Source organism: Mesorhizobium newzealandense (assembly GCF_042682145.1).
Lineage (GTDB): Bacteria > Pseudomonadota > Alphaproteobacteria > Rhizobiales > Rhizobiaceae > Mesorhizobium > Mesorhizobium newzealandense.
The window spans coordinates 322,943-345,763 of sequence record NZ_JBHUGZ010000001.1 but is presented as its reverse complement, the minus strand read 5'-3'; the positions used below and the strand labels follow the sequence as shown (position 1 = coordinate 345,763).

Below are 22,821 nucleotides of genomic sequence, written 5' to 3'. Positions count from 1 at the left end.
ACCTTCGCGACCCCCGACGCAATCAAGGCGGCATCCGGTAGTCCAAGCGGGCACCGCACGGTCGTGCGCCGTGCGCCTCAAAGGATAGCCTTGTTCGGACTCTTTGGCAGCGGCAACCTCGGCAACGAGGGTTCGCTAGAAGCGATGGTCGGATTTCTGAGGAGAGAGAGGCCCGAGGCGGAACTTTCATGCGTCTGCAGGGAGCCCGAGGTCGTCAAACAGACGTTCGGGATCGAGACCTTGCCGATCCGCCGGAATGGCCCGGCAAGCGGCCTGTCCGGAAAGGTCAACCGGTTGCTCTTGAAAATCCCAGGAAAACTCGCCGATTTCGCGCGGGCGTTCAGCCACGTTCGCAAGGCTGATGTGATGATCTTCCCGGGGACCGGAATCCTGGACGATTTCGGGGAAAGGCCGGCAGGCATGCCTTACGACATCCTGAAATGGTGCCTCGCCGCCCGGCTCGCTGGGACGCGCATTGCCTTTGTCAGCATCGGGGCAGGGCCAATCAGGAACCGGCTGAGCCGCCTTTTGATGACGTCGGCGGCCCGACTGGCGCACTACCGGTCCTACCGCGACCTCCAATCCAGGGAATTCATGGAGAGTGTCGGCTTCGACACCCGCGGAGACGCGATCTATCCAGACCTCGCCTTCGGCCTGCCCGCGCCAATTCCGTTTCCCCGGACTCTGCCGGACGCGCTGAGGGTGGGGGTCGGCGTCATGGCCTACCGTGGCTGGTACGGCTTTGCCGACGGCGGCCAGTCGATCTTTTCCCGCTACGTCGGCAAGCTGGCAAATTTCGTCGTCTATCTCTTGGATAGCGGGCACGATGTCCGGCTTCTTACAGGCGATGACGAAGACAGCGTCGCCGTCGAAGCGCTTCTGGCAGCCGTGAGGAACCTGAGGCCCGACTCAAAGCTGTCGCATGGACAGGTCCATTCGCTTGGCGACGTGATGGGGCAGATGGCGCTTACCGACATCGTCGTCGCCACACGTTTCCACAACATTGTCTGCGCATTGAAGATGTGCAAGCCGACCATCTCGCTTAGCTATGCCAGGAAGAACGACGTGCTGATGGAGGAAATGGGCCTGGGCGAGTACTGCCAACATGTCGAACGCTTCGATGTCGAAACGCTGGTCGCGCAATTTTCGCGGCTGACGGCAGCCCGGGGAAAACACGAACAGGGAATCAGTGAGCGGCTTGCCGAATTCAAGGAACAGATCGAGAGGCAAGACGCCTGCCTTCTTTCCAGCGTGATCGGATGAAGCACGCTCTGTCCTGGGGCCCCGACATGGGTTGTCAACGTCAGCATTGAAACTCTCCGCCGCGCGCCATCACCACGGTTCGCGTCTTCGCCCTCGACGACCAATCCGGACGGGATCAACCTCAGACGCGCCCGGACAAGCACCGCCAGAATCGACAAGCTCTACAGGAAATTCCAAGAGTTCCAAGGATATGTCTACCGCAACATTGGACCCTTGGCTGACTACGCGACCCATTGGCGCGAAGGGGATCGGGTCCATGTGGAGTCCACGGTCAACCAACCCGTCAATCAACGCATGTGCAAAAGTGGCAGATGCGTTGGTCGCGGCTGGCGCCGCTTCTGCTCAACGTAAGAGCCGTCCAGATCAACGAGAGCTACTTCGGCGTAACTTTGTGCGAACGCCGACAATCAGCGATTGGGAAACAGCTTTGCTGCGTTTGTCGCTGCGATTTCGTGCATCCGATGTGCTATTAGGTGTCCAACGTTTTCGACCCGCCACAGGTAGGAAACGGGCGGCATGAATCTTGTGGCTGGTTCGATCGACCACGCAAACTGCAGAAGTTCGGCCGCGCCTTGGCCTTTGCCTCGCAGGCGGTGCGAGACGCCAGCCCAATAGGCGCGGTGCGCGATGTTGCGTCTTACCCTTCTCCGCATTTCGGCTCCCCAGGGGTAGGCGGACCCCTCGTTGGCAAAAAAACTTTCAAAGGCTGCCAAGAGTTCCTGAAGTTCGCGTTTCCAGTTTCCCCAATAGTCTGCCGAGATGTTGTCGCCGTGTCTCCTGCGTATTCCCTGTATCGCGTCTATTTTTGCCGCACCGCCGAGAGACACAAGCCGCATCAGCATTTCCAGGTCGTCCGTGTAGTGTAACTCCGGGCGATAGTATCCGACGTGCTTCTGGACTGACGTTCTGACGACAAAGGAACCGGTTCCGATTGGCGCGTGCGGCATCGACAATGTCTCTGCAAGTTGTTGTCCGGTGACAAGGCTAGTGTGGATTGCGCCGCCAACAGCCGCTGGGACGGGACACGGACTCGGTTCCTCCCAGATGACCTGGCCCCCGTAGGCAAGAGCCACGCAGGTTTTGGCTTCCAACACCGACAGAGCCCGCCCCAGGCAGCCCGGAGCAAGGAGATCGTCGGCACAAAGGATCATGAAATACTCGCTTTCCGCCCAATTGATGCCTGAATTGAATGAAGCGTGGGGACCCATGTTCCGTTCCCGCAGGAGCAACTCGACACGGCTATCCTCAGCTGCGATGCGGCGCGCGGTCTCTTCGCTACCGTCCGTTGACGCGTTGTCGATGATGAGGACGCGCATCTCCGCTCCCTGGCCGAGTACACTGGCAAGGCATTGCCGGAGGAATCGCCCGTGATTGTAGCAGGGGATGGCTATGTCGATCTTAGGCATTCGCGTAGTGTCCAGTGCCCGACGTGACGATCTTGGTGTGCCACGAAACAGGGGTAGCCGGAACCTGCCATTTTTGGATGACCGAACCCCCAAACGGGTTACGTCCGATCTCGCGCGCCTAATTCCTTCTGCCAGCTTTTGCCTGCCCGGGAGAAATGCGATCAATGGACGGACAATGAAAAGATGCCAGCTCCATGTTGATCCATGCGAACGCTGCTTCCTCAGGGCCTTCCCGAACAAGGATTGCAGCCGCCTACCTTTGCGATTCGAACTATCATGACATAACCCTCTATTCCCTGGCCTCGTTCGCCCGCAGCCACAGCCGCCCGCTGGATTTTCACTTCTTCCAGGTCGGCTACCGCAAAGACCTGCCCACCCGTTTCAAGGATTTCCTGGCGTCGCACAACCACACGATCCACGTGCTAGATGCCCCCTTTGCGCGACCAGCCTTAGAGATCAGGGAACGGCCGGGCAAGCATCGGCACATTACCGAAACGGCCCTTCTCAAGGAGTATGCGATCGGGGAGCTCTCTAAAGCCTACGACTATGTGCTCTATCTGGACGGAGACATGCTCGCGTTCGGCGACCTTCACTGCGAACAGGCCGCCGGGTTCAGTGAGATCGCCGCTGTCTGCCTCGACCTTTCGATCGGCACGGGCATCGACGACCCCCTGATTTTCGATCGGTGCAGCGTATACGGCCTGTCCCCCCGTTACTTCAATTCCGGCCTGATGCTGATCAACTCCCGCAAGTGGCGGGAGACGGAAGCGGAAAGGCGATTTTCGGAAAACCTCGAACAACACCTCGATCACTGCCCGTACCTGGGTGCGTGCCCGACGCACGACCAATGCGTCTTCAACATGACTTTCGATTCCGACACCCTTCTGCTGCCCATTTCGCTCAACGTGCAGAAGTGCGCCCTCCACACGCACGCTTGGCGGACGGCCACGGTTAGGCACTACACCGGGCCCAGAAAATTCCTTCCCGTGCGCGCCCGCACGTGCGATCCAAGGGAATATGCGTTGCTGCGCGCGATCAGCAGAGAAACAGGCCTTCCCGGCCCCGGATGGGTTTACGACTACGGCATCTCGTATCTCGTCAACAAGGTGAGGCGGCGCAAGGAGATCGCGGTATATGAGCACGCTCTGGCTCAGCAGGCTATTGCCGACGTGGGAACCCTGGAATTCGAGGGCGGCACGGTCGATGCATTGCTGGGTGAAGCGCACCACGCGCACCGCTAGAACCTCAGGACATCGGGCGCACGCGAGAGTCGCGTTTGACTGCCGACCTGCCTATCGAGGAGAGTCTCGCAGCCTAGGATGGATTCCTGCTCTCGACGGACCTCTGACGGAAAGTCGCCGAAAGGATTAGGCGCGCACCACCCCAAAGAGGTAGCGGGCGGCAAGGCTTCGTCCAACGGGGCATCCTGATCGCCTATTGGCGTTCTCCCTCACTGTTTTCAGCCCAAGTAGCCTCTGCGCGATCATATCCGCTTGAGAAAAGGTGTGCGATGAAAGTCATGGTAACCGGCCATCAAGGCTATATCGGCTCGGTGATGGTGCCTATGCTGCTCCGCGCGGGGCATTCGGTGACAGGTTACGACAGCGATCTCTACCGGCGCTGCACCTTTGCTTCGGGCGGAGAGCAGGCTTCCATCCCGTCCATCCAAAAGGACGTCAGAGACGTGCATGCGCGCGACCTCGAAGGGGTCGATGCCGTCATCCACCTGGCGGCTCTTTCCAACGACCCGCTCTCCGATCTCGATCCGGACATCACCTACGAGATCAACCACAAGGGCAGCGTTCGTTTCGCGAAGGCGGCCAAGGAGGCTGGCGTCTCGCGCTTCCTCTTCGCCTCGTCGTGCAGCAATTACGGACAGGCGGGCGAGGGGATGGTCGACGAAACGGGCGAGTTGAACCCGGTCACGCCCTATGGCTGGTCGAAGGTGCTTTCGGAGCGGGATATTTCCGAATTGGCCGACAGCAGCTTCTCACCCACCTATTTCAGGCCCGCCACGGCCTACGGCGTGTCGCCCCGGCTCCGCTTCGACATCGTGCTGAACAATCTGGTCGCCTGGGCTGTTACGAAAGGCGTGATCCTCCTGAAGTCGGACGGGACGCCATGGCGGCCGATCGTCCACATCGAGGACATCTCCAGGGCGTTCATCGCCGGACTGGAAGCACCGCGCGAGACCATCCACAACGAAGCCTTCAATGTGGGACGCACGGATCACAACTACAGGATCCGCGACATAGCCGAAATCGTCGCCGAGGTCGTGCCGGGATGCCGGCTTGAATTCGCGTCGGATGCCGGGCCCGACAAGCGGTCCTACCGGGTCGACTTTGGCAAGATCGCGCGCGCTCTTCCTGCCTTCAAGCCGCAGTGGGATGCGCGCAGGGGTGCCGAGCAGCTTTACCGAGCCTACGGCAAGTCGAATGTCACTCTCGAGGAATTCGAGGGGCCGCGCTTCCAGCGTATCGGCCACATCCGGTATCTTCTGGCCAACCGGCTTCTGGATGGGCGGATGCGGGTCACTGAACCTTCGCGAAAGCTGGAGGCAGCGGCGGGTTAACCGCAATGGAACACATAACCCCCGAGGGACTCGGCCCGCCCCCGTCTTCCACCGGCGTCGGCCACGAAATCTATGCCTTGGCCGAACGTCTCTTCCCGATTTGCAGGAGCATCACCGGAGACGGTGTACGACGAACGCTGGATATCCTGTCGGGGCACGTTGACCTGGAACGGCATGAGCTGCCTACCGGGACGCAGGTTCTCGACTGGACTGTTCCAAAGGAATGGAACATCCGCTCGGCCAGCATCACAGGCCCGGACGGGCAAACGGTCGTGGATTTTGCCGACTCCAACCTGCACGTCGTCAACTACAGCGTACCCTTCAAGGGGATCCTGCCGCTCAACGAGTTGAAGGCGCATATCCATACCTTGCCTGAACAGCCGCATGTGATCCCCTACCGCACCAGCTACTATGCCCCGACATGGGGCTTTTGCGTAGCCTACGACCGTGTGGCCAAAATGCCCGACGGTCTCTATCGCGTGGAGATCGATGCCGAACTCAAGGACGGCAGCCTCACTTACGGCGAATACCTGCACTGCGGGCAGACCGAGCGGGAATTCCTTCTTTCGGCGCACATCTGCCATCCGTCATTGGCCAACGACAACTGTTCCGGCCTGGCCCTGCTGGCAACCCTTGCGCAAAGCCTGAAGGCAAGAAAAACACGATACAGCTACCGCTTCCTGTTCGCTCCGGGCACGATCGGTTCGATCGCGTGGCTGTCTCGCAACGAGGACCGGACACATCTCATCGACCACGGTCTGGTGCTGTCATGCGTGGGGGACGCGGGAAGCCCTGCATACAAGCGCAGCCGCCGTGGCGACGCCTTCATCGATCGCGCCATGGCTCACGTGCTGGGGCGTGAAGCCGGGGCAAAGTTGATGGATTTCTCCCCTTATGGCTATGACGAGAGGCAGTATTGTTCGCCGGGCTTCAATCTTCCGGTCGGCATGTTCCAGCGGAGCGTCCACGGCACCTTCCCCGAATACCACACGTCGGCTGACAATCTCGACTTCATCAAGCCGGAGCACCTGGAGGATTCCTTCCGCATCCTGACCGACGTGATCGACATCGTCGAAGAGGATTGGACGCCGTTGAACCTCTCTCCCAGGGGCGAACCACAACTCGGCAGGCGCGGCCTCTACGCCGCCCTGGGCGGGCAGGCGTCTTCGGGTGCAACCTCGATGTCCCTGCTTTGGGTGCTCAATCTGGCCGACGGCCAGCATTCGCTGCTCTCGATGGCGGAACGCTCGGGTCTGCCATTCAGGGAATTGGCCGCTGCCGCGAGATTGCTGTCGGATCACGGTCTGCTGGCCGCGGCTTCATAAGGCTGCAGCGGCCGTTCGCTGCTTGAGCAACGGCCACGTCCTGTCCCTTTCCGACATCGCCGTCGGCATCAAGGGCCAGGCTATCGAAAAGGCAGGGTCGTTGTAGCGGACACCCGTCGACGCATGGGGCGTATAGAACTGCGATATGAGATACGCGACCTCGGCATCGTCCGTAAGGGTCTGGAGCCCGTGGGCGAACCCGGCGGGTATGTAGACCTGCCTCATGTTCGAGGGCGTCAGCTCGAAGCCCAGCCAGCGGTGGCGTGTCGGCGAGTTCGGGCGCAGATCCACGACGACATCGAAAATCGCGCCGCGGACACAGGATACGAGCTTCACCTCGGCGTAGGGGTCGTCCTGGAAGTGCAACCCCCGGAGTGTTCCCTTTTTGACCGAATGTGCGCGGCTGTGCTGGACAAAGCGTGTCGCCAGCCCGCAATCGGCCATCTCTTTTTCACAGAATAGGCGGGTGAAGGAACCGCGATCGTCAACCACCGGCGCCGGCTCTATCAGCCAGACGCCCTTCAGCTCCGTTTCGGTAAACTGCATGTCTCCCTAAATCCCCAGTAGCCGGGCCCAGTAGTCGGGCAAGGATCGGCAGTGCGATTGTCGGCACCGCGTGCTCGGGCTGGAAGAGCTACCTAAGCCTTAGGTGGCTTCTCCGATCGCGGTATGCCGGGCCGACCGCATTACCCCGTTCGGGGGCTTTGCGGAGTCATTGCCCCCGCCGTTTCCCTATAAGGATTAAGGCACACAACGGATTGGCAAATCGAACTCGGGGCGCGCCCCGTCCTAACCTGCGTTGCACTCCATACGGAGGCGTGGCGGGCACAGGTTCATCGTCGGGCCACTGCGTCTCCGTTTTTCAATCCAGCGCGACAGGAGTAAGGAATTGAATATTCAGGCCGTCGAAATCGCTCGCGACCAAAACACGGCACGCCGGAATGTCAGCTGCAGGCTGTGCGGATCTCGCCTGCGTCACACCCTGGTCGACCTAGGCATGTCGCCTCCTTGCGAGAGCTTCCTGCAGGCAGACCAGCTTGACCAGATGGAACTCTATTATCCGCTCAATGTCCTGGTCTGCCACAGCTGCTACCTGGTGCAGCTCAAGGAGTATGTGAGCCCCGAGACCATCTTCAGCGAATACGCCTACTTCTCTTCCTTCTCGACAAGTTGGGTGGCCCACGCGAAAGCTTATTGCGGGGCGATCACGCAGCGACTTGGGCTTGGCGCCCACAGCTTCGCGGTGGAACTCGCAAGCAATGACGGTTACCTGCTGCAGCACTTCCTGCCGCTCGGCGTTCCCGTGCTTGGCGTCGAGCCGGCGGCCAACGTTGCGCGCGCTGCGGTCGAGAAGGGCGTGCCCACCCGGGTCGACTTCTTCGGGGTGCGGCTGGCACTTCAGATGGTGGCCGAAGGACTCCGCGCCGATCTAATCATTGGCAACAACGTCCTGGCGCAGGTGCCCGACCTCAACGACTTCGTCGCGGGAATAAAAATCCTGCTCAAACCAGAGGGCGTAGTCACTCTCGAGTTCCCGCACGTCGAGCGGCTGATGACGGAGAACCAGTTCGACACCATCTACCACGAGCATTTTTCATATTTCTCACTGCTGACGATCGACCTGATGGCGGCCCGCCACGGGCTGCGGTTGATCGACGTCGAGGAGCTGCCCACCCATGGCGGCTCGCTGCGTGTCTATCTTGCCAACGAAGGCAGCAGCTGGGCCACGGATGACAGTATCGTCGAACTCCTAGACCGCGAAAAGAGGCATGGGCTTGCGGAAGTGACGACCTACACCTCTTTCGGCTACAAAGCGCGGCGCGCGAAGCGCGACCTCCTCGCGTTCCTGATTGCGGCCAAAGACGAGGGCAAGACGATTTGCGGTTACGGCGCGCCTGGCAAGGGCAACACGCTGCTCAACTACTGCGCCATCGGCACCGACTTCCTCGACTTCACGGTGGACCGCAATCCTTACAAGCACGGCCGCTACACGCCGGGCATGCACATCCCGATCAAGCCCATCGACGCGATCGACCAGGCCAAGCCAGACTACATCCTGATCCTTCCGTGGAACCTGAAGGACGAGATCATTCAGCAGATGCATCATGTCGCCGCCTGGGGCGCGAAATTCGTGGTGCCAATTCCTTTCGTGACAGTGCTCGATCCATCGGAGTTACGGAGATGAAAGTCGTCCTTTTCTGCGGCGGCCGCGGGACCCGGATCCGCGACTATTCCGAAAGCATACCGAAGCCGATGATTCCGCTCGGCCACCAGCCGATTCTGCGCCACGTCATGCAGTGGTATAGCGATTACGGGCATGACGAATTCGTGCTGTGCCTGGGCTACAAGGCCAACGTCATCAAGGATTTTTTCCTGAACACCCGGCCACAGACCTTTTCCGATTGCGTGGTTACGCACGGAGGCCAGGACGTGAAGCTGCTCGGTGACACGGTCAAGGACTGGAGCATCACCCTGCTCGATACGGGCATCTGGCGCAACATCGGAGAACGCCTCTGGGCTGCGAAGGATCACGTCAAGAACGAGAAGATGTTTCTGGCCAACTACTCCGATGGCCTGACCAATGTCGACCTCGACGATGTGATCGCGAAGTTCGAGGCCAGCGGCAAAATCGCCTGCTTCCTCGCCGTGCGCGCGCCGTTGACATACCACTTGGCCGACATCGCTGAAGACGGTCGCGTGCGCGAGTTCCGTACGACGGAGACGTCCGAGATCTGGATCAACGGCGGGTACTTCGTGTTCCGTCCCGAAATCTTCGACTACATGCGTGACGGCGAGGAACTCGTTCTCGAACCGTTCAAGCGATTGATCGATGACAACATGCTGATGGCGTACAAGCACGACGGGTTCTGGCGTTCGATGGACACTCTGCGTGATTGGCAATCGCTCGAAGACATGGTCGAAAAGGGTGACATGCCCTGGAATAGGAGGGTCACCGCAGAGAAAATCAGGCGCAGCATGGTAATGGCTGCATCATGAGGGGACTTGGCCTCGCACGTCGCGGCGAGGAACTCTCGATTCTCTGCCTTGGCGCCCATTCCGACGACATTGAGATCGGGGCGGGAGGCACGATACTCGGCCTGATCGCGTCGGGGGTCAAACTGGACGTCCACTGGTGCGTGCTGAGCGCAGCTGGCCAGCGGTCGGCAGAAGCCAGGGCTTCGGCCGAGGCCTTCCTCGAAGGCGCGCGCTCGTCCACGGTCGACGTTGCGGATTTCGAAGACAGCTACTTCCCCACCCATAGCCGATCGATAAAGCAGTGGCTGATCGATGTAAGATCGCGGGTTCATCCCGACGTGGTGTTAACCCACGCCAGGTTCGATGCCCATCAGGACCACCGGGAGGTCAACCAACTGACCTGGAACGTCTTCCGCGATCACCTAGTGCTCGAATACGAGATTCCGAAATGGGACGGCGATCTTTGCCAACCCAATGCCTACGTGCCGCTTACGGCCAAGGTGCTGGAACGCAAGATCGAACTCCTCCAAGACCACTTCGGGACGCAACGCTCCAAGGACTGGTTCGACCGGGAGACATTCGCCGGGCTTGCGCGGTTGCGCGGGATGGAATGCCGGGCGCCCGAGCATTTTGCCGAGGCCTTCACGCTTCGAAAGGCCAAAATTCTGTAGCGGTTTGCCCGTATTTTCTCGCCAGGAAACGAACGGTGGATGACCGAATGAAACGGGTGAAAGGGAGTTGCACTGACCGGGCGATCTGTTACTAAATTCGCTGCCGCTGGGTGAAAAACACCGGCTTTTCCTGTCTGCCTTTTCTGTCATCCATTTTGAAGTTGAAGGGATTTTTATCAAAATGGGCAATGCAAACATTGCGCCTGAATTCTCTTTCAGTGAAGCTCGGATCGGAACGGTCGAGGGCGGAGAATCCGGGGTTCTGGTGTGGAAATCCGACCAATTGGTCGCCGTCCTTACCCGGATCGACGAGGAAGCCTACTCCACGAAAGGCAAATGGTTCCTAGAGACAGGCTTCGGGCTGCTGAGCGGGCAGCACAAGAACTTCGATACGATCGAGGAAGCCGTTAGATGGGTGGGCATTTACACCTTCCCCGAGCCTGTTCCCACTGCAGATTGATCAGCGGCTTCCGCGGCAGCAAGGCGCCTGTGCAAGCCAGCGATGGCTTTCGGCCCGTGCCTTGTACCTCCCTCGCCTGAAGGGCTTTGACAGCCGTGCTGTTTCAGCAACCGAAGTGAGATCCTGTCCCATGGCCCCATGCGAAGATAATGCAGGGTTGCCGTATACGGTCCTTCTTTGATGCAAGAGAACGAGAAAGCAACGCCTTCGTGGCGTCAAGATGTTGCCGCGAGCCGGGTTTCAGATTGCCCCATGGTCGCATTATTCGCGGCTTGAGGGTTCTCTGGAGTCGTCATTTCAGCTCGGCCATCGCTATTGTTAAAACGGCGGAAGACAACCTGCGTGGGGCGGCCTACCAAGAAACGGCTCGTTCCCGATTCCAGGGCCTGCGCATACACCGCCAGTGCACCGTCGACGGCCTCTATCGTCTTCATGACGGCCGCGTCGTCGTGGGTGTAACTGACGACGAGAGACGGCATGAGCACTCCACGCCTGATCGTCTCTTGGAGGAACAGCGAGCGGTATGCCTGCGACGGCTTGCCGTTGGGATCGAGCGTGGCATATGCCAGACAGCAGGGACGGCCGACAACCTTGAAGTGCCCATCCACCCCATGCCGTCGAGCAGCCTCTGCGATCCCCTTCCTCAGTTTCGTCCCCTGACGGTGCAGGTGCTCGATCACGGACTCGTTCTGGTAAGTCCGCATGGTCGCGATCGCTGCCGCAAGCGCATGGGTCTCCGCGCCGTGCGTGGTCGACAGCAGAAACACCCTTGGGCGGTCCGTATGCTCGAGGCCGCCGAGCCGCATGTATTCGCGTTTTCCCGCCAGGGCCGAGACCGAAAACCCATTACCAAGCGCCTTGCCGAATGTCGACAAGTCCGGTTCTATGCCATAGAGCTTCTGCGCCCCGGCCGCATGCCATCTGAACCCGGTGATCATCTCGTCGAGAATGAGCAGTGCGCCCTTTTCCCTGCAGAGACGCTGGACCTCATGCAGGAATCCGTCCACCGGATCGTCGCCGCGGGAAGGCTCGAGGATCAGGGCGGCCAGCTTGCCGGGGTGCCTGTCGAACAAATCCTTTACGCTGGCAATGTCGTTGTACCGGAAAGTGACGGTGAGCTTTCGGACCGCCTCCGGAATTCCGGCATTCATCGGTGTGGTCCCGATGAACCAATCGTCTGTCGAAAAGAAGGGATGGTCGGCGCAGCAGGCAACGAGATCGCGACCCGTGTAAGCGCGGGCAAGGCGAACGGCTCCCGAAGTCGCATCCGATCCGTCCTTGCAGAACTTCACCATCTGCGCGCCGATGAGCTCCAGGAACGTCTCGGCGCAGTCGACCTCGATCCTGGCGGGCCGCGTGAAATTGGATCCACCTTGGAGGGCCGTCTCCACCGCTCTGACCACGGTCGGGTAGGCGTGCCCCAGCCCGACGGAACGGTTGCCCATGCCGAATTCGATGTACTCGTTCCCATCGACGTCCCAGACATGGCATCCCAGCCCACGCTCGATGAAGCCCGGCGCGAGGACGGGATACTGGTCTTCGCCTTTTGCGTAGGTGTGGCTACCGCCCGGGATCAATTCACGGCCGCGTTCCTGCAGGCGGACGGATTTGCGAAAACGAAGGCTTTGCTCAGACATGCCGACCACTCCATTCCGGCAGCAAGTCTACATGCTCGGTTCAGGATTTCGCGTTCTCCATAAGGTCATCGGTTAGCACTTATGGTGGATACATAGGCGGGCACTGACTTTGATATCGAGCAAATGGAACAGCTTTTCAGGTGCTACAGAAATAGATCATCGCTACGGGTCCAGGCGTTGCGGAGCACTCCGTAAATATCCACCTGCGGCACACTGTCAGGAGTTCGGGGCAACGAATCGCGTCGCAGGGCGGCCGTGTGTCTCGGGCGGCCCCGATGCCATTCGCGGCAACGGAAATCAATCGACCTTCATTGAATGAATGTGTAGTGCGGTACAAATACGACCCGCTAGGTTTCACCCAAGGCGGGTCGTTTATTGTTTTGCGATCACTCTTCGGCCAGAGCTCCTTCTGCGAAGAGATCATTGACCTTGTAGGCCACTTCCGTGCGGTTGCTCGCCTTCAACTTCTTCATGATGTTTCGGATGTGGACCTTCACGGTGCTTTCGCGCAGGTTCAGTTCGTAGGCGATGATCTTGTTCGCCTTGCCGCGCCGTAGTGCTTGGGCGACCTCTGCCTGCCTGAGCGTGAACATGCCCGTCAATGGCTGCGTGTCGCGGCTACCTGAACCTATAAGGTGCCGCATGGAAAGAACACTGCTCGCCGGGACGAAGATGCCTCCCGCTGCCGCAAGGTTGATCGCCTCGACACAGACGTCGATCCCGACCGAGGTCGGAATGTAGCCGCGTGCGCCGCATTCGAGAGCCGTCAGTATCTGTCCAAGGTCTTCGGTGTCGGCCAGGATGACCACGGGGACTGACTTGAACTCGGACGAAATATGCCTGATCTCGTCGGCGATGCCGTGATCGGTGACCTTCCGGCCGCCAAGGTTGAAGAGTATGGCTGCAAGTGGAGGGGCCGCCCCCTTTTTCATGCGCCATTCTTCGATCGAACCCATGGCGACGACCGCCATGCCCAGTTCGTGATCCTCGAGGGCCGATGCCAGACACTCGCGGTCTAGCGCCCTTCCGTCGAGGATGAGGAGGCATTGTCTGCCTGCTTGTCCGTGGACATTTTCCGTTCCGCCGGATGGAACTCCTGACGGATTTGTCGAAGTGTAATTCTGCAGTTCTACTGAGGAACCCATACCAATACCCACCCTTTCCCACACACGCCGCCCTACGGCGGCAAATACAGCCCCCTGAAGTCCCTGGAGTTTTGAAGTTTGATACCCAGCCCATTTGAAAGCTTGCGATCTGGATGCCCAAATCGAAGCCTTCAGCAGTTCTTCGCTTCTGCCACTTAGAACAGCGTGGCCAGTCTATGGTCTATTTATAAGCGGTCTCTAACTTAAGTTAATTTTTGGTAAATTTTTGAGCCTGCCAAGAGACCGAAGCCAAGCCGGACCCTAAGCGCTGCGATCCGCCTGAAGACACAGGGACGGGGACCGCTTGGCCATCCTGCAGCGCAGCCGCGATATCAGTGGCCTGCGCTTTTTTGCAGCACGTTCCCGCCGTGCGATAGACGGTGCTGTCGCGAGAGGAATAACCCTTACTTGAGATACTCACCGTCGAATCCGGCTGTGTTGACCAGCTTCTTGCGGTTGATCACCTCTACATGGCCAGCCCTGAAAGAGACGAGATCGGCCTTACGAAGTTCCCTCAACGTCCGGTTGACGTGAACGGTGGTCAATCCAAGGATGTCGGCCAGTTCGTGCTGGGTAAGGGGACACTCATATCTTCCATGGGTCGACAGACCAGCCTTGGAGAGCCTCTCATCCAGTTCGAGCAGGAAATGGGCGGTGCGGCACATCGCGTTCCGCCGCCCGACATTCACAAGATGTTCGGCAAGGATGGCGTTCAGGCGGGCCAGGGAGCAGGCGATCTTGTTTCCGAGACGGCCTTCCGACAAGACGGCCTCGACCAGTTCCTTCCTGGAAGTTTCATAAACAGCCAGTTCGGTTATCGAAGCCAGCGACGCGAAACGGGGTCCGTCCACTGAACGGAAACCGACAATGTCCCCCCCGAGAGGAGTGTCGATGATCTGCCGCTCTCCGCTCGGTAACCCGCGGTAGAGGAGGGCCCAACCCGACTTTACGATGAATATCCTGTCGTCGTCGTCATCCTGGCGACATATGACTGAGTGGGGTTTGTAGACTCTTGCGGCAACACCGAGAAAATCGTTGTTGCCCCAATCAGCCTTCGACAATACCCCGCCCACGGGCTGCGAGCGTATGAACTGCAACAGCGTCTGCATGAAACTCCGCAAGATTGCGTCATTTCCCTGCAACCTATAATGGTTTCCCCCGAAAGGCCAGTTGTAGCCCGTCATTTACTTTTGTCGGATCAGACAAGCCAATCACCCGGTTGCGGTTAGTTCGGCCGGTCCTCATCCGATAGGCGGAAGTGCCATCCGCCTGCATCCCCTGATAACGCTACATCTTACCCCCAAAAGCTTCGTTGACGGCATATGTTACCAAGGCTGAACATTGGAGTGCCGGCGTCTGCTCAAGGCTTACGCGGCCTGTCCGTGGAGAACGCGTAGACAGGGCAGGGGAGTCACTGCCCGCCCCGGTGACTCCCCTGCCGCCCTGCGGCGAATACGCCGTCAGGCCAATTCCAGGACAAGTTGGTTTGGCACGGCAAGCAGGATCGGCCTTGCAGCGCGTGGCTGACGTCGACAGCAACTATGAAGCCGTCACCGCAAGCCTTCGCGGACGCCCGTGAAGGCCTGGTCTCAGGCGTTTCCCTGGGGATCAGCCTCGCTCAGCCACTGCACGTCCAGAACCGTTCCGTCAGTCTGGATCACGACTTCGAAGGCGTCGATCAGCCTTTTGGCAGCTTTGCTGGCAATGTGGGACTCGGGGTACTTGGCCTTCACTGCGCGCGCACGCTCGTAAACTTCCTTGAGCTGCCTGAACTGCTTTGGCCCGAACGCGCGATATACAACCTGAGTGGTCATACCGCTTCTCCTCCTCACGGACAAACTCTAAACAACCCGCCCGTTGCCCAGCGCTCCCACCTTCCCATGTTTACCACAGAGTTTGGCAATTGAAAGCAAAACATGTCTGCAATTCTGCGCAGTATAGGGTTGCCATATCCTTGATCTAGACGTTCTTTGGTAGGTGTTGCGGATCAAGGGTTAGCCGTTTGCAGGAGGCGTAGCCAGATTGCGAAAAGGCCGCCGTCGCATGCCGCCGTGCATTTTACAACGCCACAGCCGTAACCGGGACATGCAGCCATTCAGCCTTAAAGCGTACCCGTGTCCTGCGGATACGGTGTCAGGCTACGTCCTTTGGCTCTCTTGCCCGGGATATCCATCTGCCGAAAGATGAGCGGTCGGACAGCTTCCTGCGTCCGCACAGTCCGGGGCCAAACCAAGCGGGAGGGCTCGATCGACAATGCAGGTCTCGTTGGTGGGGCTGTTGGTGTGCGCGGCCATTTTGGTCGTTGCCCGCTATTCCAGGGGAATGCTGATCATTGGCCTGATCGCTTCCCAGGCGTTCGGTGCGACGGCCATCGTCACGCTGACCTTTTTAGGTGGGTCGTCTCCGCTGATCTACACCATGTTTGCGGCCCTGCTCGTCATGGCCGCCACGGTCAGGCGTCGCATCTGGTTCGACCTTGGAAGTGTGTTCGGGAGCATCCGCCCGATCTGGGTTCTCACAAGCCTCATGGCTTATGCAGTCATCGGGGCATGGCTGTTTCCAAGATTCTTCGCAGGACAGACCACCGTCTTCGTGCAGTCGAAAACCCGAGGCGCCGTCGTAGAAGCGTCCTTGGCCCCGGTTTCGGCCAACATTTCACAGACGGGCTACTTCATCCTTGGCGGGCTCACCGCCATCGCGCTTTGTGTGCTGCTGCTACATTCTCAAAGGATCGACCAAGTCCGCCGCGGCTTCTTCTTGTGGTGCGGTCTGCATACGGGCATGGGGCTGGTCGACTTTATCGGCAAGAATGCAGGAGTGGGAGACTTGCTGGCCCCGATCAGAACCGCCAATTACGCGATCATAACGGGATCGTTCGAGGCAGGATTCGTACGGATCACGGGACCTTTTTCGGAGGCCTCTTCGTTCGCCGCCGTTTCCCTCGCCTGCCTGGCATTCTGCTACACGTACTGGAGAAAGACCAAGTCACGCCTTGCCCAGTGGCTGGCGGGCATCTTGCTCTTCCTGACCATTCTGTCGACTTCATCGACCGCTTACGTCGGTCTTACTCTCCTGTGCCTTCCGGTCGCCTTCTCGATGTTGGGTTCAGTCCTCAGGGGGCGGGTTGAGCGCGAGGACATTCAGGTAACCGCTCTGATGGCGATAGGCTTGGTCGCCATTATGGGCATCAGCCTCTACCACGCCGGAGCCTTGGAGCCTTTCGTCAGGCTGATCAACAGCACCATCATCAACAAAGCGGATTCTGCCTCGGGCCATGAGCGCACCTATTGGAACCTCAAGAGCCTGCAGTCCTTCCTGGACACCAGCGGCCTTGGCGTCGGTTTCGGCAGTTCGAGGGCGTCGAGCTGGCCGATCGCGGTCCTTTCCCAACTTGGCTTGTTCGGATCGCTGATGATGGCGATCCTGCTCGGTGTCCTGGTCAGCGGAATAGGACGGATGCGGGAATGGGTGGACCCAGAAACGGATGCGGTCGTGACGAGCGTCAGGAACGCTGCTCTCGCTGCTATTATCGCCAGCTCTGTGTCAGGCGGCAGCGCCGATCCAGGCATCCTCTTCTTCATAGCACTTGCCGTCGTTTCCGCCACGAGGGTCCGTGCTCAGCGTACCATGGCAGCGTTTGGGCGAACCACCTGGCATCAGACAACGGCAGAGGCAATATGAAGGTCTCGCCGTGGCGGAAGAAGGTCGAAATGCTGTTCGCCATCGTCCCAAGGCACGTTTTGTCGCGCCGGCGGGCCTGCACTGCCGCGCGAAAGTGGCAGCACGATAGCCGAAGGTTGTGGCTTCAGCCTCCCTCATCATGCCGCCACTGGTCGCTTGAAAACAATGGCTACCCACTCCCCCTCGCCAGGAACGGAACTCCCCTCCAACTGGGTTTTCGCATTCTCGGCCAGGGATTGTACGGTCGGCGCTTCAGGCCCGCCGCGCTCTAGCCAGGTTTCGCCTTCAGGCGACCGACGTCGTGATAGGCTACAACAACGCGACGGCTATCATCGAATTACCAGTTCCAAAACCAGAACATTGTCTTGCCGAGGCTACAACAGTCGGAACGCTCTGGCTCACTCGGGATCGTCGTCCAAAAGGATTCTCTGCGCCGCTCCGTCGAGGTCGTCATACTGTCCCGACCGCAAGGTCCACATGAAGGCCGCAAGTCCGGCGAGCCCCATCAAGACTGCGACCGGCACCAGAACAATCAGGTAACTCATGATCCCGCACCTATCGGCTGCAGGTCCGGATGAACGGATGCGGCTTGCCTGGCGGGCAGGTTTCCAGAGGGGGCATGACCCAAACGCAGGGCGTTGGCCACCACCAACAAGGACGAGAGCGACATTGCGACTGCCGCCACGGGCGGAGTGATATACCCGCACACGGCAAAAGGCACCGCAATGGCGTTGTAGCCGACTGCCAGGGCGAAATTCTGCCGGATCAGTTTTCCCGCATGGCGTGAAATCTCATAGGCGTCGGCGACGCTCGCAAGGCTTTCCTTCAGGAACACGAAGTCGGCAGCATTGCGGCCGACATCGGCCGCCGTCGCGGGGGCCATGGAGACATGCGCGGCCGCGAGGGCCGGCGCGTCGTTGAGTCCGTCTCCCACCATCAGCACCTTGGAGTGGGCAGCGGTGAGAGCCGCGATCCGCTCAACCTTGTCGGATGGAAGCATTTCCGCCGTGAAACCATCGATGCCGAGGTTCGAAGCCAGGCCTGCCACCGCAGATCTGCGGTCACCAGACAGGATCCCGACACCGAGGCCCTGCTGGCGCAATCGCTCGATCGTCGAACGCGCGCCGCCTCGCATGATGTCTTCAAACACAAGCCGCGCCAGCTGCTGCCCGTCCTGGACCAGCAGCGACACCGAAAGCCAACCGTCCGCGCCATCCGGCATTTTGCGGCCGAGCGCCCACTCCGGCCGGCCCAGGCGGAAGATGGAGGTCCCCATCCTGGCTTCGAGGCCGCGGCCGGGGTATTCGACGAGGTTGTTCATCGGGGCCTCTCCAACCGAGCCCGCCGATGCGGCAGCGAGAATTGCGACGGACATCGGATGCCTCGAACCCGATGCTATCTTGGCCGCAAGTGCGAGCGCACCGGGGTCAACGCTGGCGCTGTTGACGAGATGGGGCCGGCCGAGCGTCAGCGTGCCGGTCTTGTCGAACAGCACAGTGTCGACTTCGGCGAGGCGCTCGAGAGCAGAGCCATCCCTTACCATCACGCCTCTTTCGAAAAGGCGCCGGGCAGCGACGACCTGCACGATCGGAACCGCAAGGCCGAGCGCGCACGGGCACGTTATGATCAGCACGGCGATGGCGATCGAAACCGATGCGTGCCAATCCCTGGTGATGGAGAGCCACCCGAGAAAAGAGAGCAGCGCGATGGTGTGCACGACAGGCGAATAGAGCGCCGAGGCACGATCGGCCAGTCTGCGATAGCGCGCCCTGCCGCCCTCGGCGGCTTCCATCATTCGGATCATTTCCGCCAGAAATGAGTCCTTTGCCTCGGCGGCGGCTCTTATCGTCAGCGGTCCCGTCAGATTGAGAAGCCCGGCCTGGACCAGGGTTCCCGCAATGGCGGGCCTGGGTGCCGATTCTCCGGTGACGACCGAACAATCGAGTTCCGAAGCACCTTCCATGACGATCCCGTCGACAGGGACCCTGTCGCCGGCGGCAATGAGGACGGAGGTTCCCGGCCTGATCTCGGCAATCGGGACATAGCGCCGGCCGTCGGCATCCACCACGATCGCTCCCCTGGGTGCGAGGCTCGCAAGCCCTGCCACGGCCGAGCGCGCCTTTTCCCGCATCACATGGTCGAGGGTGCGGCCGATGAGCAGGAAGAACAAGAGCGATGTCGCTGCGTCGAAATAGGCATGCGGCCCGCCGTGAATCGTATCGTAGAGGCTGAGCCCGAACGCCATCAACACGCCGATGGAAATCGGCACATCCATGTTTGTCCGGCCTTTTCGCAAGGCAGCCCATGCCGAGGAAAAGAATATCCGCCCCGAATAGACAATCGCGGGCAAGGCGAGCGCCGCGGAAATCCAGTGGAACGCCTGGCGGGTTCCGCCTTCGGCGCCGGACCAGACCGAAACCGACAGCAGCATGATGTTCATGGCGCAGAAGCCCGCGACCGCGAGCGCCTTGATGAGCCGGGAATATTCGGGACTGCGCGGGTCGGTGTCCGTGGTGAAAAAATGTGACTCGTAACCCGCAGCTCTTAGAGCGCCGATGAGATCGGGCGCCTTGTCTGCGCCCGGACGCCATTTCACGACGGTCCGTTTCATGGAAAGGTTGGCTCGGGCATATTCGACGCCAGACAAGGCCGACAAAGCGCGTTCGACCGTGGCCATGCAGGATGCGCAATGAATTTCGGGGACCGACAGGTCGGTTTGAAAAAGGCCACCGCCAAGATCGCGACTGACAAGCAAAAGCTCTTCGCGTGGACCGGCAACCCCACCCGCCGGGCTGATCTCCAGGGCGGCTTCGGCTCCGGGTGCGCAGCAGCTCATGACCGCTACTCCTTCAGCCCCGGCTCAACCGATATCGTCCTGTAGGCGTGCCATGTGGCATGCCCGAGCAGGGGAAAGGTGACAATCAATCCGACCAGCCCGGTTCCAAGACCAAGAAGGGTCAGCAGCAGTACGATTGCACCCCAGGTGATCATCACCGGACGATTGTTCCAGACGAGCGAAATGCTGGTGCCCATCGCGGTAAACGCGTCCGTGCGCTGGTCGAGGAGCATGGGAACCGAAAAGGCGCTGATGGCGAAGGAGGATGCGGCGAACACTCCGCCAACTACCGTGCCGACGGCCAACATCGCCCAGCCGATGGTGGTGGTGAAAAGCATCGGGGCAAGGTGATCGAGACCGGGGAAGGGCCGCCAGCCGAAGAACAGGGCGTAGATGATGACCGCGGCACGCATCCACAGCAGCGCCAGGCCGAGCATGATGAAGCCAACGAAGAGAATCTGGCCGCCGGAGGCCGGCCGCACGAAGATCATCCTGGCCAGAGAGATGGCTCTGCCCTGTTCCAGCGAGCGGCTTTTTTCATAGAGGCCGACCGCTATGAGCGGGCCGACCACCATGAAGGCGGCGGTAGCGGGAAACAGGATATAGTCGAGCCGAAACAGGAAAAGGCCGCCAACGATCAGCGCGGATACGGCAAAGACCGCCAGCCCGTAGGCGAGACTGGGGGCCGGTGTCGACATCAGGTCGTGCCAGCCGGCGCGCAGCCAGCCGAACGCGGCGTTGGCCGGGAGACCGCGGTTGCGCGATCCGACTCGCACCAATTCCTGGTCAGTGGCTAGATGGAGATCACTCATTCCCATGATCCTTCCTGTCGTTTCGTCGTGCCGTGCCTCTCGAGCGTCAGCAAGACGAACTGGCCGCAGCGTAGCTGTTGTTCGCGGGGTCGCCGGGGTCCTTCAAATGCGGCACGCAGTCGGCTTGCGACGCGAAGGACACGTACACCAGATGGAAGTTGGCGGCGGCGACCAGCGCCAGTCCCGCCGTGACCAGGATGAGCGCGACAGTTCGCGAGCGTGATCGCGGCCTCGACGGCAGGGCGGGATGGAGGCTCACTGGGGCACCCTCCGGAGGGAAAGCACATAGAGAGCGAGTATCTTGCGCTGGGTCGCGGTGAGGCGCTGTTCCCAATGAGGCATGGTGCCTTGCCGGCCGCCATAGACTGTCGTGGTGACGGACTGGAGGTCGCCGCCATAGATCCAGTTGCTGTCGGTCAGGTCAGGCGCACCGAGGTCGTGCTTGCCTTTGGCATCGTCACCATGACAGGCGATGCAGTTCTGTTTGAACACGTCCTGTCCGGCGGCAATGGTTTGCGGATCGGCATCGGGGCCGTCGGCAGTGCCGCCGAGGGATCGCACATAGGCGACGACGTCAGCCAGTTGCTTGCTCTCGATCACCCCATCGCGACCAAAGGCCAACATCTGCGCGGTCCGCGTATCGGGATGGGTCGAGTTGATGCCGACCCGCAGAGTTTCAGCAATCGTTTCCGGATCACCGCCCCAAAGCCAGATGCCGGCGGTGAGATTGGGAAATCCGGGACCGCCCGTGGCTTTGGTCCCATGGCAAGCCGCGCAATTGTCGCCAAACAGGGTGTGGCCGGTTTCTTCGACCGTCTTCATCATCGACGGATCGGCCTGAATGGCCGCAAAATCCATTTGATCGATCTTTTGGGTCCAGGCCGCACGCTCTAGCGTCGCGTCCTTTACCAGGCGGTCGACGGTGGTTTTCTGGTCAATTCCAAGCAGACCCTTGGTGTAGGTCTTGCCCAATGGCCAGGCGGGCATGAGGACCCAGTAGCACACGGCAAAAAGGATAGTGGTGGCCAGGAAGAAGAATACAATACGCGGAACCGGCGTGTAGAGCTCCTTGATGCCATTCCACTCATGACCGGTCGTGGCTTGTCCCGTGACGGGATCGCGCTCGCCTATTTCCATGGCTTGTCGTCTCCGTCGAGAATGCTGTCTTTCGCCCTTTCGAACCGCTTCTTGTTCGACGGCCAGAACGTGTAGACGAGGACGCCCACGGCCATCGCGATCAGGTAGAAAAGGCCCCAGCTTTTGGAGAAGGCGACGACGGCTTCATGTTCCCAGCTCATTGCGCGACCTCCGGCTGCACGGCAGCCTCCGCCTGGGCGGCGCCGGTCAGGTGGCCAAGGATCTGCAGATAGGCGACCAGCGCATCCATTTCGGTAACGGTCGCTGGATTGCCGTCAAAGGCCCTGACCTGCGTTGCTTGCCCGTAGCGCTCGACAACGCCGGCGGCGAAATCGCCGTCCGGCGCGGTTTGGCCGAGCGCATCCTGGGTCGCATTGGCGATCATGTCGTCGGTGTAGGGAACGCCGACGTCCCTGAGAGCGGTGAGATGCTCGCCGAGGTCGTCGATGCGCAGCGGGTTATCGCGCAGCCAGCCAAATTTGGGCATGATCGATTCCGGAACCACGGTTCGCGGGTTGATCAGGTGGGCAACTTGCCAAGCGTCGGAATATTTGCCGCCGATGCGGGCCAGATCCGGTCCCGTGCGCTTTGATCCCCACAACATCGGATGATCGTATTTCGATTCAACGGCGAGCGAATAAGGGCCGTAGCGTTCGACTTCGTCGCGCAGTGTCCGGATCATTTGAGAATGGCAGGCGTAGCAACCCTCGCGCATGTAGATGTCGCGCCCAGCCTGCTCCAGCGGGGTGTAGACCCGCATGTCCGGCGCGTTCTCGACCGTGTCGTCGATGGTGAACAGCGGGGCGATTTCCACGAAGCCGCCGATGCTGGAGACCAAGACGATGGCAAGCACGAAGCCGATGGCGCTGCGTTCGATTTTGCGGTGGAATTCTGGCATGA

22 protein-coding genes are annotated in these 22,821 nt (G+C 60.2%); 9 read left to right on the top strand and 13 right to left on the bottom strand.

Annotation, left to right across the window (positions count from 1 at the left end):
• Positions 1-90: 90 nt before the first annotated feature.
• Positions 91-1,263 carry a polysaccharide pyruvyl transferase family protein gene (locus tag ACFSOZ_RS01565; protein ID WP_379092737.1) on the top strand — a complete coding sequence of 391 codons (1,173 nt, stop codon included), beginning with the start codon at positions 91-93 and terminating at the stop codon, positions 1,261-1,263.
• Positions 1,264-1,670: 407 nt separating this feature from the next.
• On the opposite strand, the gene ACFSOZ_RS01560 is transcribed toward ACFSOZ_RS01565, so the two are convergent.
• Positions 1,671-2,669: a glycosyltransferase family 2 protein gene (locus ACFSOZ_RS01560; protein ID WP_379092734.1), complete on the bottom strand. Its 999-nt coding sequence runs from the start codon at positions 2,667-2,669 to the stop codon at positions 1,671-1,673.
• Between the two features lie 194 nt (positions 2,670-2,863).
• On the opposite strand from ACFSOZ_RS01560, the gene ACFSOZ_RS01555 reads away from it, so the two are divergent.
• The 3 genes from ACFSOZ_RS01555 (at position 2,864) to ACFSOZ_RS01545 (ending at position 6,566) form a co-directional block, all read left to right on the top strand.
• The gene (locus ACFSOZ_RS01555) at positions 2,864-3,910 is read left to right on the top strand and encodes a glycosyltransferase family 8 protein (protein ID WP_379092731.1); all 1,047 of its coding nucleotides are present in this window, start codon (positions 2,864-2,866) and stop codon (positions 3,908-3,910) included.
• Between the two features lie 269 nt (positions 3,911-4,179).
• A complete protein-coding gene (locus tag ACFSOZ_RS01550; RefSeq protein WP_379092728.1) occupies positions 4,180-5,241 on the top strand; it encodes an NAD-dependent epimerase/dehydratase family protein in 1,062 nt (353 codons plus the stop codon).
• A gap of 5 nt (positions 5,242-5,246) precedes the next feature.
• A complete protein-coding gene (locus tag ACFSOZ_RS01545) occupies positions 5,247-6,566 on the top strand; it encodes a DUF4910 domain-containing protein (RefSeq protein ID WP_379092725.1) in 1,320 nt (439 codons plus the stop codon).
• Here the strand turns inward: ACFSOZ_RS01545 and rfbC are convergent.
• Complete coding sequence (gene rfbC / locus ACFSOZ_RS01540) at positions 6,561-7,112, bottom strand: dTDP-4-dehydrorhamnose 3,5-epimerase (RefSeq protein ID WP_379092722.1); 552 nt, start codon at positions 7,110-7,112, stop codon at positions 6,561-6,563. The genes ACFSOZ_RS01545 and rfbC overlap by 6 nt on opposite strands.
• A gap of 343 nt (positions 7,113-7,455) precedes the next feature.
• Here rfbC and ACFSOZ_RS01535 point away from each other — a divergent pair, with 343 nt between their 5' ends.
• The 4 genes from ACFSOZ_RS01535 (at position 7,456) to ACFSOZ_RS01520 (ending at position 10,673) form a co-directional block, all read left to right on the top strand.
• Positions 7,456-8,751, top strand: coding sequence for a methyltransferase domain-containing protein (locus tag ACFSOZ_RS01535; protein WP_379092719.1), 1,296 nt, complete (start codon positions 7,456-7,458; stop codon positions 8,749-8,751).
• Positions 8,748-9,563 carry a sugar phosphate nucleotidyltransferase gene (locus tag ACFSOZ_RS01530; RefSeq protein WP_379092716.1) on the top strand — a complete coding sequence of 272 codons (816 nt, stop codon included), beginning with the start codon at positions 8,748-8,750 and terminating at the stop codon, positions 9,561-9,563. The genes ACFSOZ_RS01535 and ACFSOZ_RS01530 overlap by 4 nt, the downstream gene beginning before the upstream one ends.
• Entirely contained in the window at positions 9,560-10,213 is a 654-nt protein-coding gene (locus ACFSOZ_RS01525; protein ID WP_379092713.1) for a PIG-L deacetylase family protein, read from the top strand. The genes ACFSOZ_RS01530 and ACFSOZ_RS01525 overlap by 4 nt, the downstream gene beginning before the upstream one ends.
• Positions 10,214-10,394: 181 nt before the next feature.
• Complete coding sequence (locus ACFSOZ_RS01520; RefSeq protein WP_379092710.1) at positions 10,395-10,673, top strand: hypothetical protein; 279 nt, start codon at positions 10,395-10,397, stop codon at positions 10,671-10,673.
• A gap of 215 nt (positions 10,674-10,888) precedes the next feature.
• Here the strand turns inward: ACFSOZ_RS01520 and ACFSOZ_RS01515 are convergent, their stop codons facing one another.
• From ACFSOZ_RS01515 to ACFSOZ_RS01500, 4 genes are all read right to left on the bottom strand, one after another.
• Entirely contained in the window at positions 10,889-12,310 is a 1,422-nt protein-coding gene (locus tag ACFSOZ_RS01515) for a glutamate-1-semialdehyde 2,1-aminomutase (RefSeq protein WP_379092708.1), read from the bottom strand.
• Between the two features lie 386 nt (positions 12,311-12,696).
• Positions 12,697-13,455 (bottom strand): LuxR C-terminal-related transcriptional regulator, encoded by a 759-nt coding sequence (locus ACFSOZ_RS01510; protein ID WP_379093814.1) that lies wholly within the window; start codon positions 13,453-13,455, stop codon positions 12,697-12,699.
• Positions 13,456-13,859: 404 nt separating this feature from the next.
• Entirely contained in the window at positions 13,860-14,564 is a 705-nt protein-coding gene (locus tag ACFSOZ_RS01505) for a Crp/Fnr family transcriptional regulator (protein ID WP_379092705.1), read from the bottom strand.
• Between the two features lie 480 nt (positions 14,565-15,044).
• A complete protein-coding gene (locus ACFSOZ_RS01500) occupies positions 15,045-15,269 on the bottom strand; it encodes a hypothetical protein (RefSeq protein ID WP_379092702.1) in 225 nt (74 codons plus the stop codon).
• 439 nt (positions 15,270-15,708) lie between these two features.
• On the opposite strand from ACFSOZ_RS01500, the gene ACFSOZ_RS01495 reads away from it, so the two are divergent.
• Positions 15,709-17,136 (top strand): hypothetical protein, encoded by a 1,428-nt coding sequence (locus tag ACFSOZ_RS01495; RefSeq protein ID WP_379092699.1) that lies wholly within the window; start codon positions 15,709-15,711, stop codon positions 17,134-17,136.
• A 398-nt stretch (positions 17,137-17,534) separates the two neighbouring features.
• Here ACFSOZ_RS01495 and ccoS read toward each other — a convergent pair whose 3' ends face one another.
• The 7 genes from ccoS to ccoO are packed head-to-tail and all read right to left on the bottom strand — an operon-like array spanning position 17,535 to position 22,819.
• Positions 17,535-17,681 carry a cbb3-type cytochrome oxidase assembly protein CcoS gene (ccoS, locus tag ACFSOZ_RS01490; protein ID WP_379092696.1) on the bottom strand — a complete coding sequence of 49 codons (147 nt, stop codon included), beginning with the start codon at positions 17,679-17,681 and terminating at the stop codon, positions 17,535-17,537.
• On the bottom strand, positions 17,678-19,972 hold the full coding sequence (locus ACFSOZ_RS01485) for a cation-translocating P-type ATPase (protein WP_379092693.1): 2,295 nt from the start codon (positions 19,970-19,972) through the stop codon (positions 17,678-17,680). Before ACFSOZ_RS01485 ends, ccoS begins: the two co-directional genes overlap by 4 nt.
• 5 nt (positions 19,973-19,977) lie before the next feature.
• On the bottom strand, positions 19,978-20,784 hold the full coding sequence (locus ACFSOZ_RS01480; RefSeq protein ID WP_379092690.1) for a DUF2189 domain-containing protein: 807 nt from the start codon (positions 20,782-20,784) through the stop codon (positions 19,978-19,980).
• A 46-nt stretch (positions 20,785-20,830) separates the two neighbouring features.
• Positions 20,831-21,043 (bottom strand): hypothetical protein, encoded by a 213-nt coding sequence (locus tag ACFSOZ_RS01475; protein ID WP_379092686.1) that lies wholly within the window; start codon positions 21,041-21,043, stop codon positions 20,831-20,833.
• Positions 21,040-21,921: a cytochrome-c oxidase, cbb3-type subunit III gene (gene ccoP / locus ACFSOZ_RS01470; RefSeq protein ID WP_379092683.1), complete on the bottom strand. Its 882-nt coding sequence runs from the start codon at positions 21,919-21,921 to the stop codon at positions 21,040-21,042. Before ccoP ends, ACFSOZ_RS01475 begins: the two co-directional genes overlap by 4 nt.
• A complete protein-coding gene (locus tag ACFSOZ_RS01465) occupies positions 21,912-22,082 on the bottom strand; it encodes a cbb3-type cytochrome c oxidase subunit 3 (protein ID WP_379092680.1) in 171 nt (56 codons plus the stop codon). The genes ccoP and ACFSOZ_RS01465 overlap by 10 nt, the downstream gene beginning before the upstream one ends.
• Entirely contained in the window at positions 22,079-22,819 is a 741-nt protein-coding gene (ccoO, locus tag ACFSOZ_RS01460; RefSeq protein ID WP_379092676.1) for a cytochrome-c oxidase, cbb3-type subunit II, read from the bottom strand. Before ccoO ends, ACFSOZ_RS01465 begins: the two co-directional genes overlap by 4 nt.
• Positions 22,820-22,821: the final 2 nt, after the last annotated feature.

What these genes read in the sequence shown, in the direction of transcription:
- ACFSOZ_RS01485 (WP_379092693.1), bottom strand. Translation starts at nt 19,972, where the DNA reads ATGAGCTGCTGCGCACCCGGAGCCGAAGCCGCCCTGGAGATCAGCCCG.
- rfbC (WP_379092722.1), bottom strand. Translation starts at nt 7,112, where the DNA reads ATGCAGTTTACCGAAACGGAGCTGAAGGGCGTCTGGCTGATAGAGCCG.
- ACFSOZ_RS01480 (WP_379092690.1), bottom strand. Translation starts at nt 20,784, where the DNA reads ATGAGTGATCTCCATCTAGCCACTGACCAGGAATTGGTGCGAGTCGGA.
- ACFSOZ_RS01510 (WP_379093814.1), bottom strand. Translation starts at nt 13,455, where the DNA reads ATGGGTTCCTCAGTAGAACTGCAGAATTACACTTCGACAAATCCGTCA.
- ACFSOZ_RS01495 (WP_379092699.1), top strand. Translation starts at nt 15,709, where the DNA reads ATGCAGGTCTCGTTGGTGGGGCTGTTGGTGTGCGCGGCCATTTTGGTC.
- ACFSOZ_RS01505 (WP_379092705.1), bottom strand. Translation starts at nt 14,564, where the DNA reads ATGCAGACGCTGTTGCAGTTCATACGCTCGCAGCCCGTGGGCGGGGTA.
- ACFSOZ_RS01545 (WP_379092725.1), top strand. Translation starts at nt 5,247, where the DNA reads ATGGAACACATAACCCCCGAGGGACTCGGCCCGCCCCCGTCTTCCACC.
- ccoS (WP_379092696.1), bottom strand. Translation starts at nt 17,681, where the DNA reads ATGAGTTACCTGATTGTTCTGGTGCCGGTCGCAGTCTTGATGGGGCTC.
- ACFSOZ_RS01560 (WP_379092734.1), bottom strand. Translation starts at nt 2,669, where the DNA reads ATGCCTAAGATCGACATAGCCATCCCCTGCTACAATCACGGGCGATTC.
- ACFSOZ_RS01500 (WP_379092702.1), bottom strand. Translation starts at nt 15,269, where the DNA reads ATGACCACTCAGGTTGTATATCGCGCGTTCGGGCCAAAGCAGTTCAGG.
- ACFSOZ_RS01465 (WP_379092680.1), bottom strand. Translation starts at nt 22,082, where the DNA reads ATGAGCTGGGAACATGAAGCCGTCGTCGCCTTCTCCAAAAGCTGGGGC.
- ACFSOZ_RS01555 (WP_379092731.1), top strand. Translation starts at nt 2,864, where the DNA reads ATGTTGATCCATGCGAACGCTGCTTCCTCAGGGCCTTCCCGAACAAGG.
- ccoO (WP_379092676.1), bottom strand. Translation starts at nt 22,819, where the DNA reads ATGCCAGAATTCCACCGCAAAATCGAACGCAGCGCCATCGGCTTCGTG.
- ACFSOZ_RS01520 (WP_379092710.1), top strand. Translation starts at nt 10,395, where the DNA reads ATGGGCAATGCAAACATTGCGCCTGAATTCTCTTTCAGTGAAGCTCGG.
- ccoP (WP_379092683.1), bottom strand. Translation starts at nt 21,921, where the DNA reads ATGGAAATAGGCGAGCGCGATCCCGTCACGGGACAAGCCACGACCGGT.
- ACFSOZ_RS01515 (WP_379092708.1), bottom strand. Translation starts at nt 12,310, where the DNA reads ATGTCTGAGCAAAGCCTTCGTTTTCGCAAATCCGTCCGCCTGCAGGAA.
- ACFSOZ_RS01525 (WP_379092713.1), top strand. Translation starts at nt 9,560, where the DNA reads ATGAGGGGACTTGGCCTCGCACGTCGCGGCGAGGAACTCTCGATTCTC.
- ACFSOZ_RS01550 (WP_379092728.1), top strand. Translation starts at nt 4,180, where the DNA reads ATGAAAGTCATGGTAACCGGCCATCAAGGCTATATCGGCTCGGTGATG.
- ACFSOZ_RS01530 (WP_379092716.1), top strand. Translation starts at nt 8,748, where the DNA reads ATGAAAGTCGTCCTTTTCTGCGGCGGCCGCGGGACCCGGATCCGCGAC.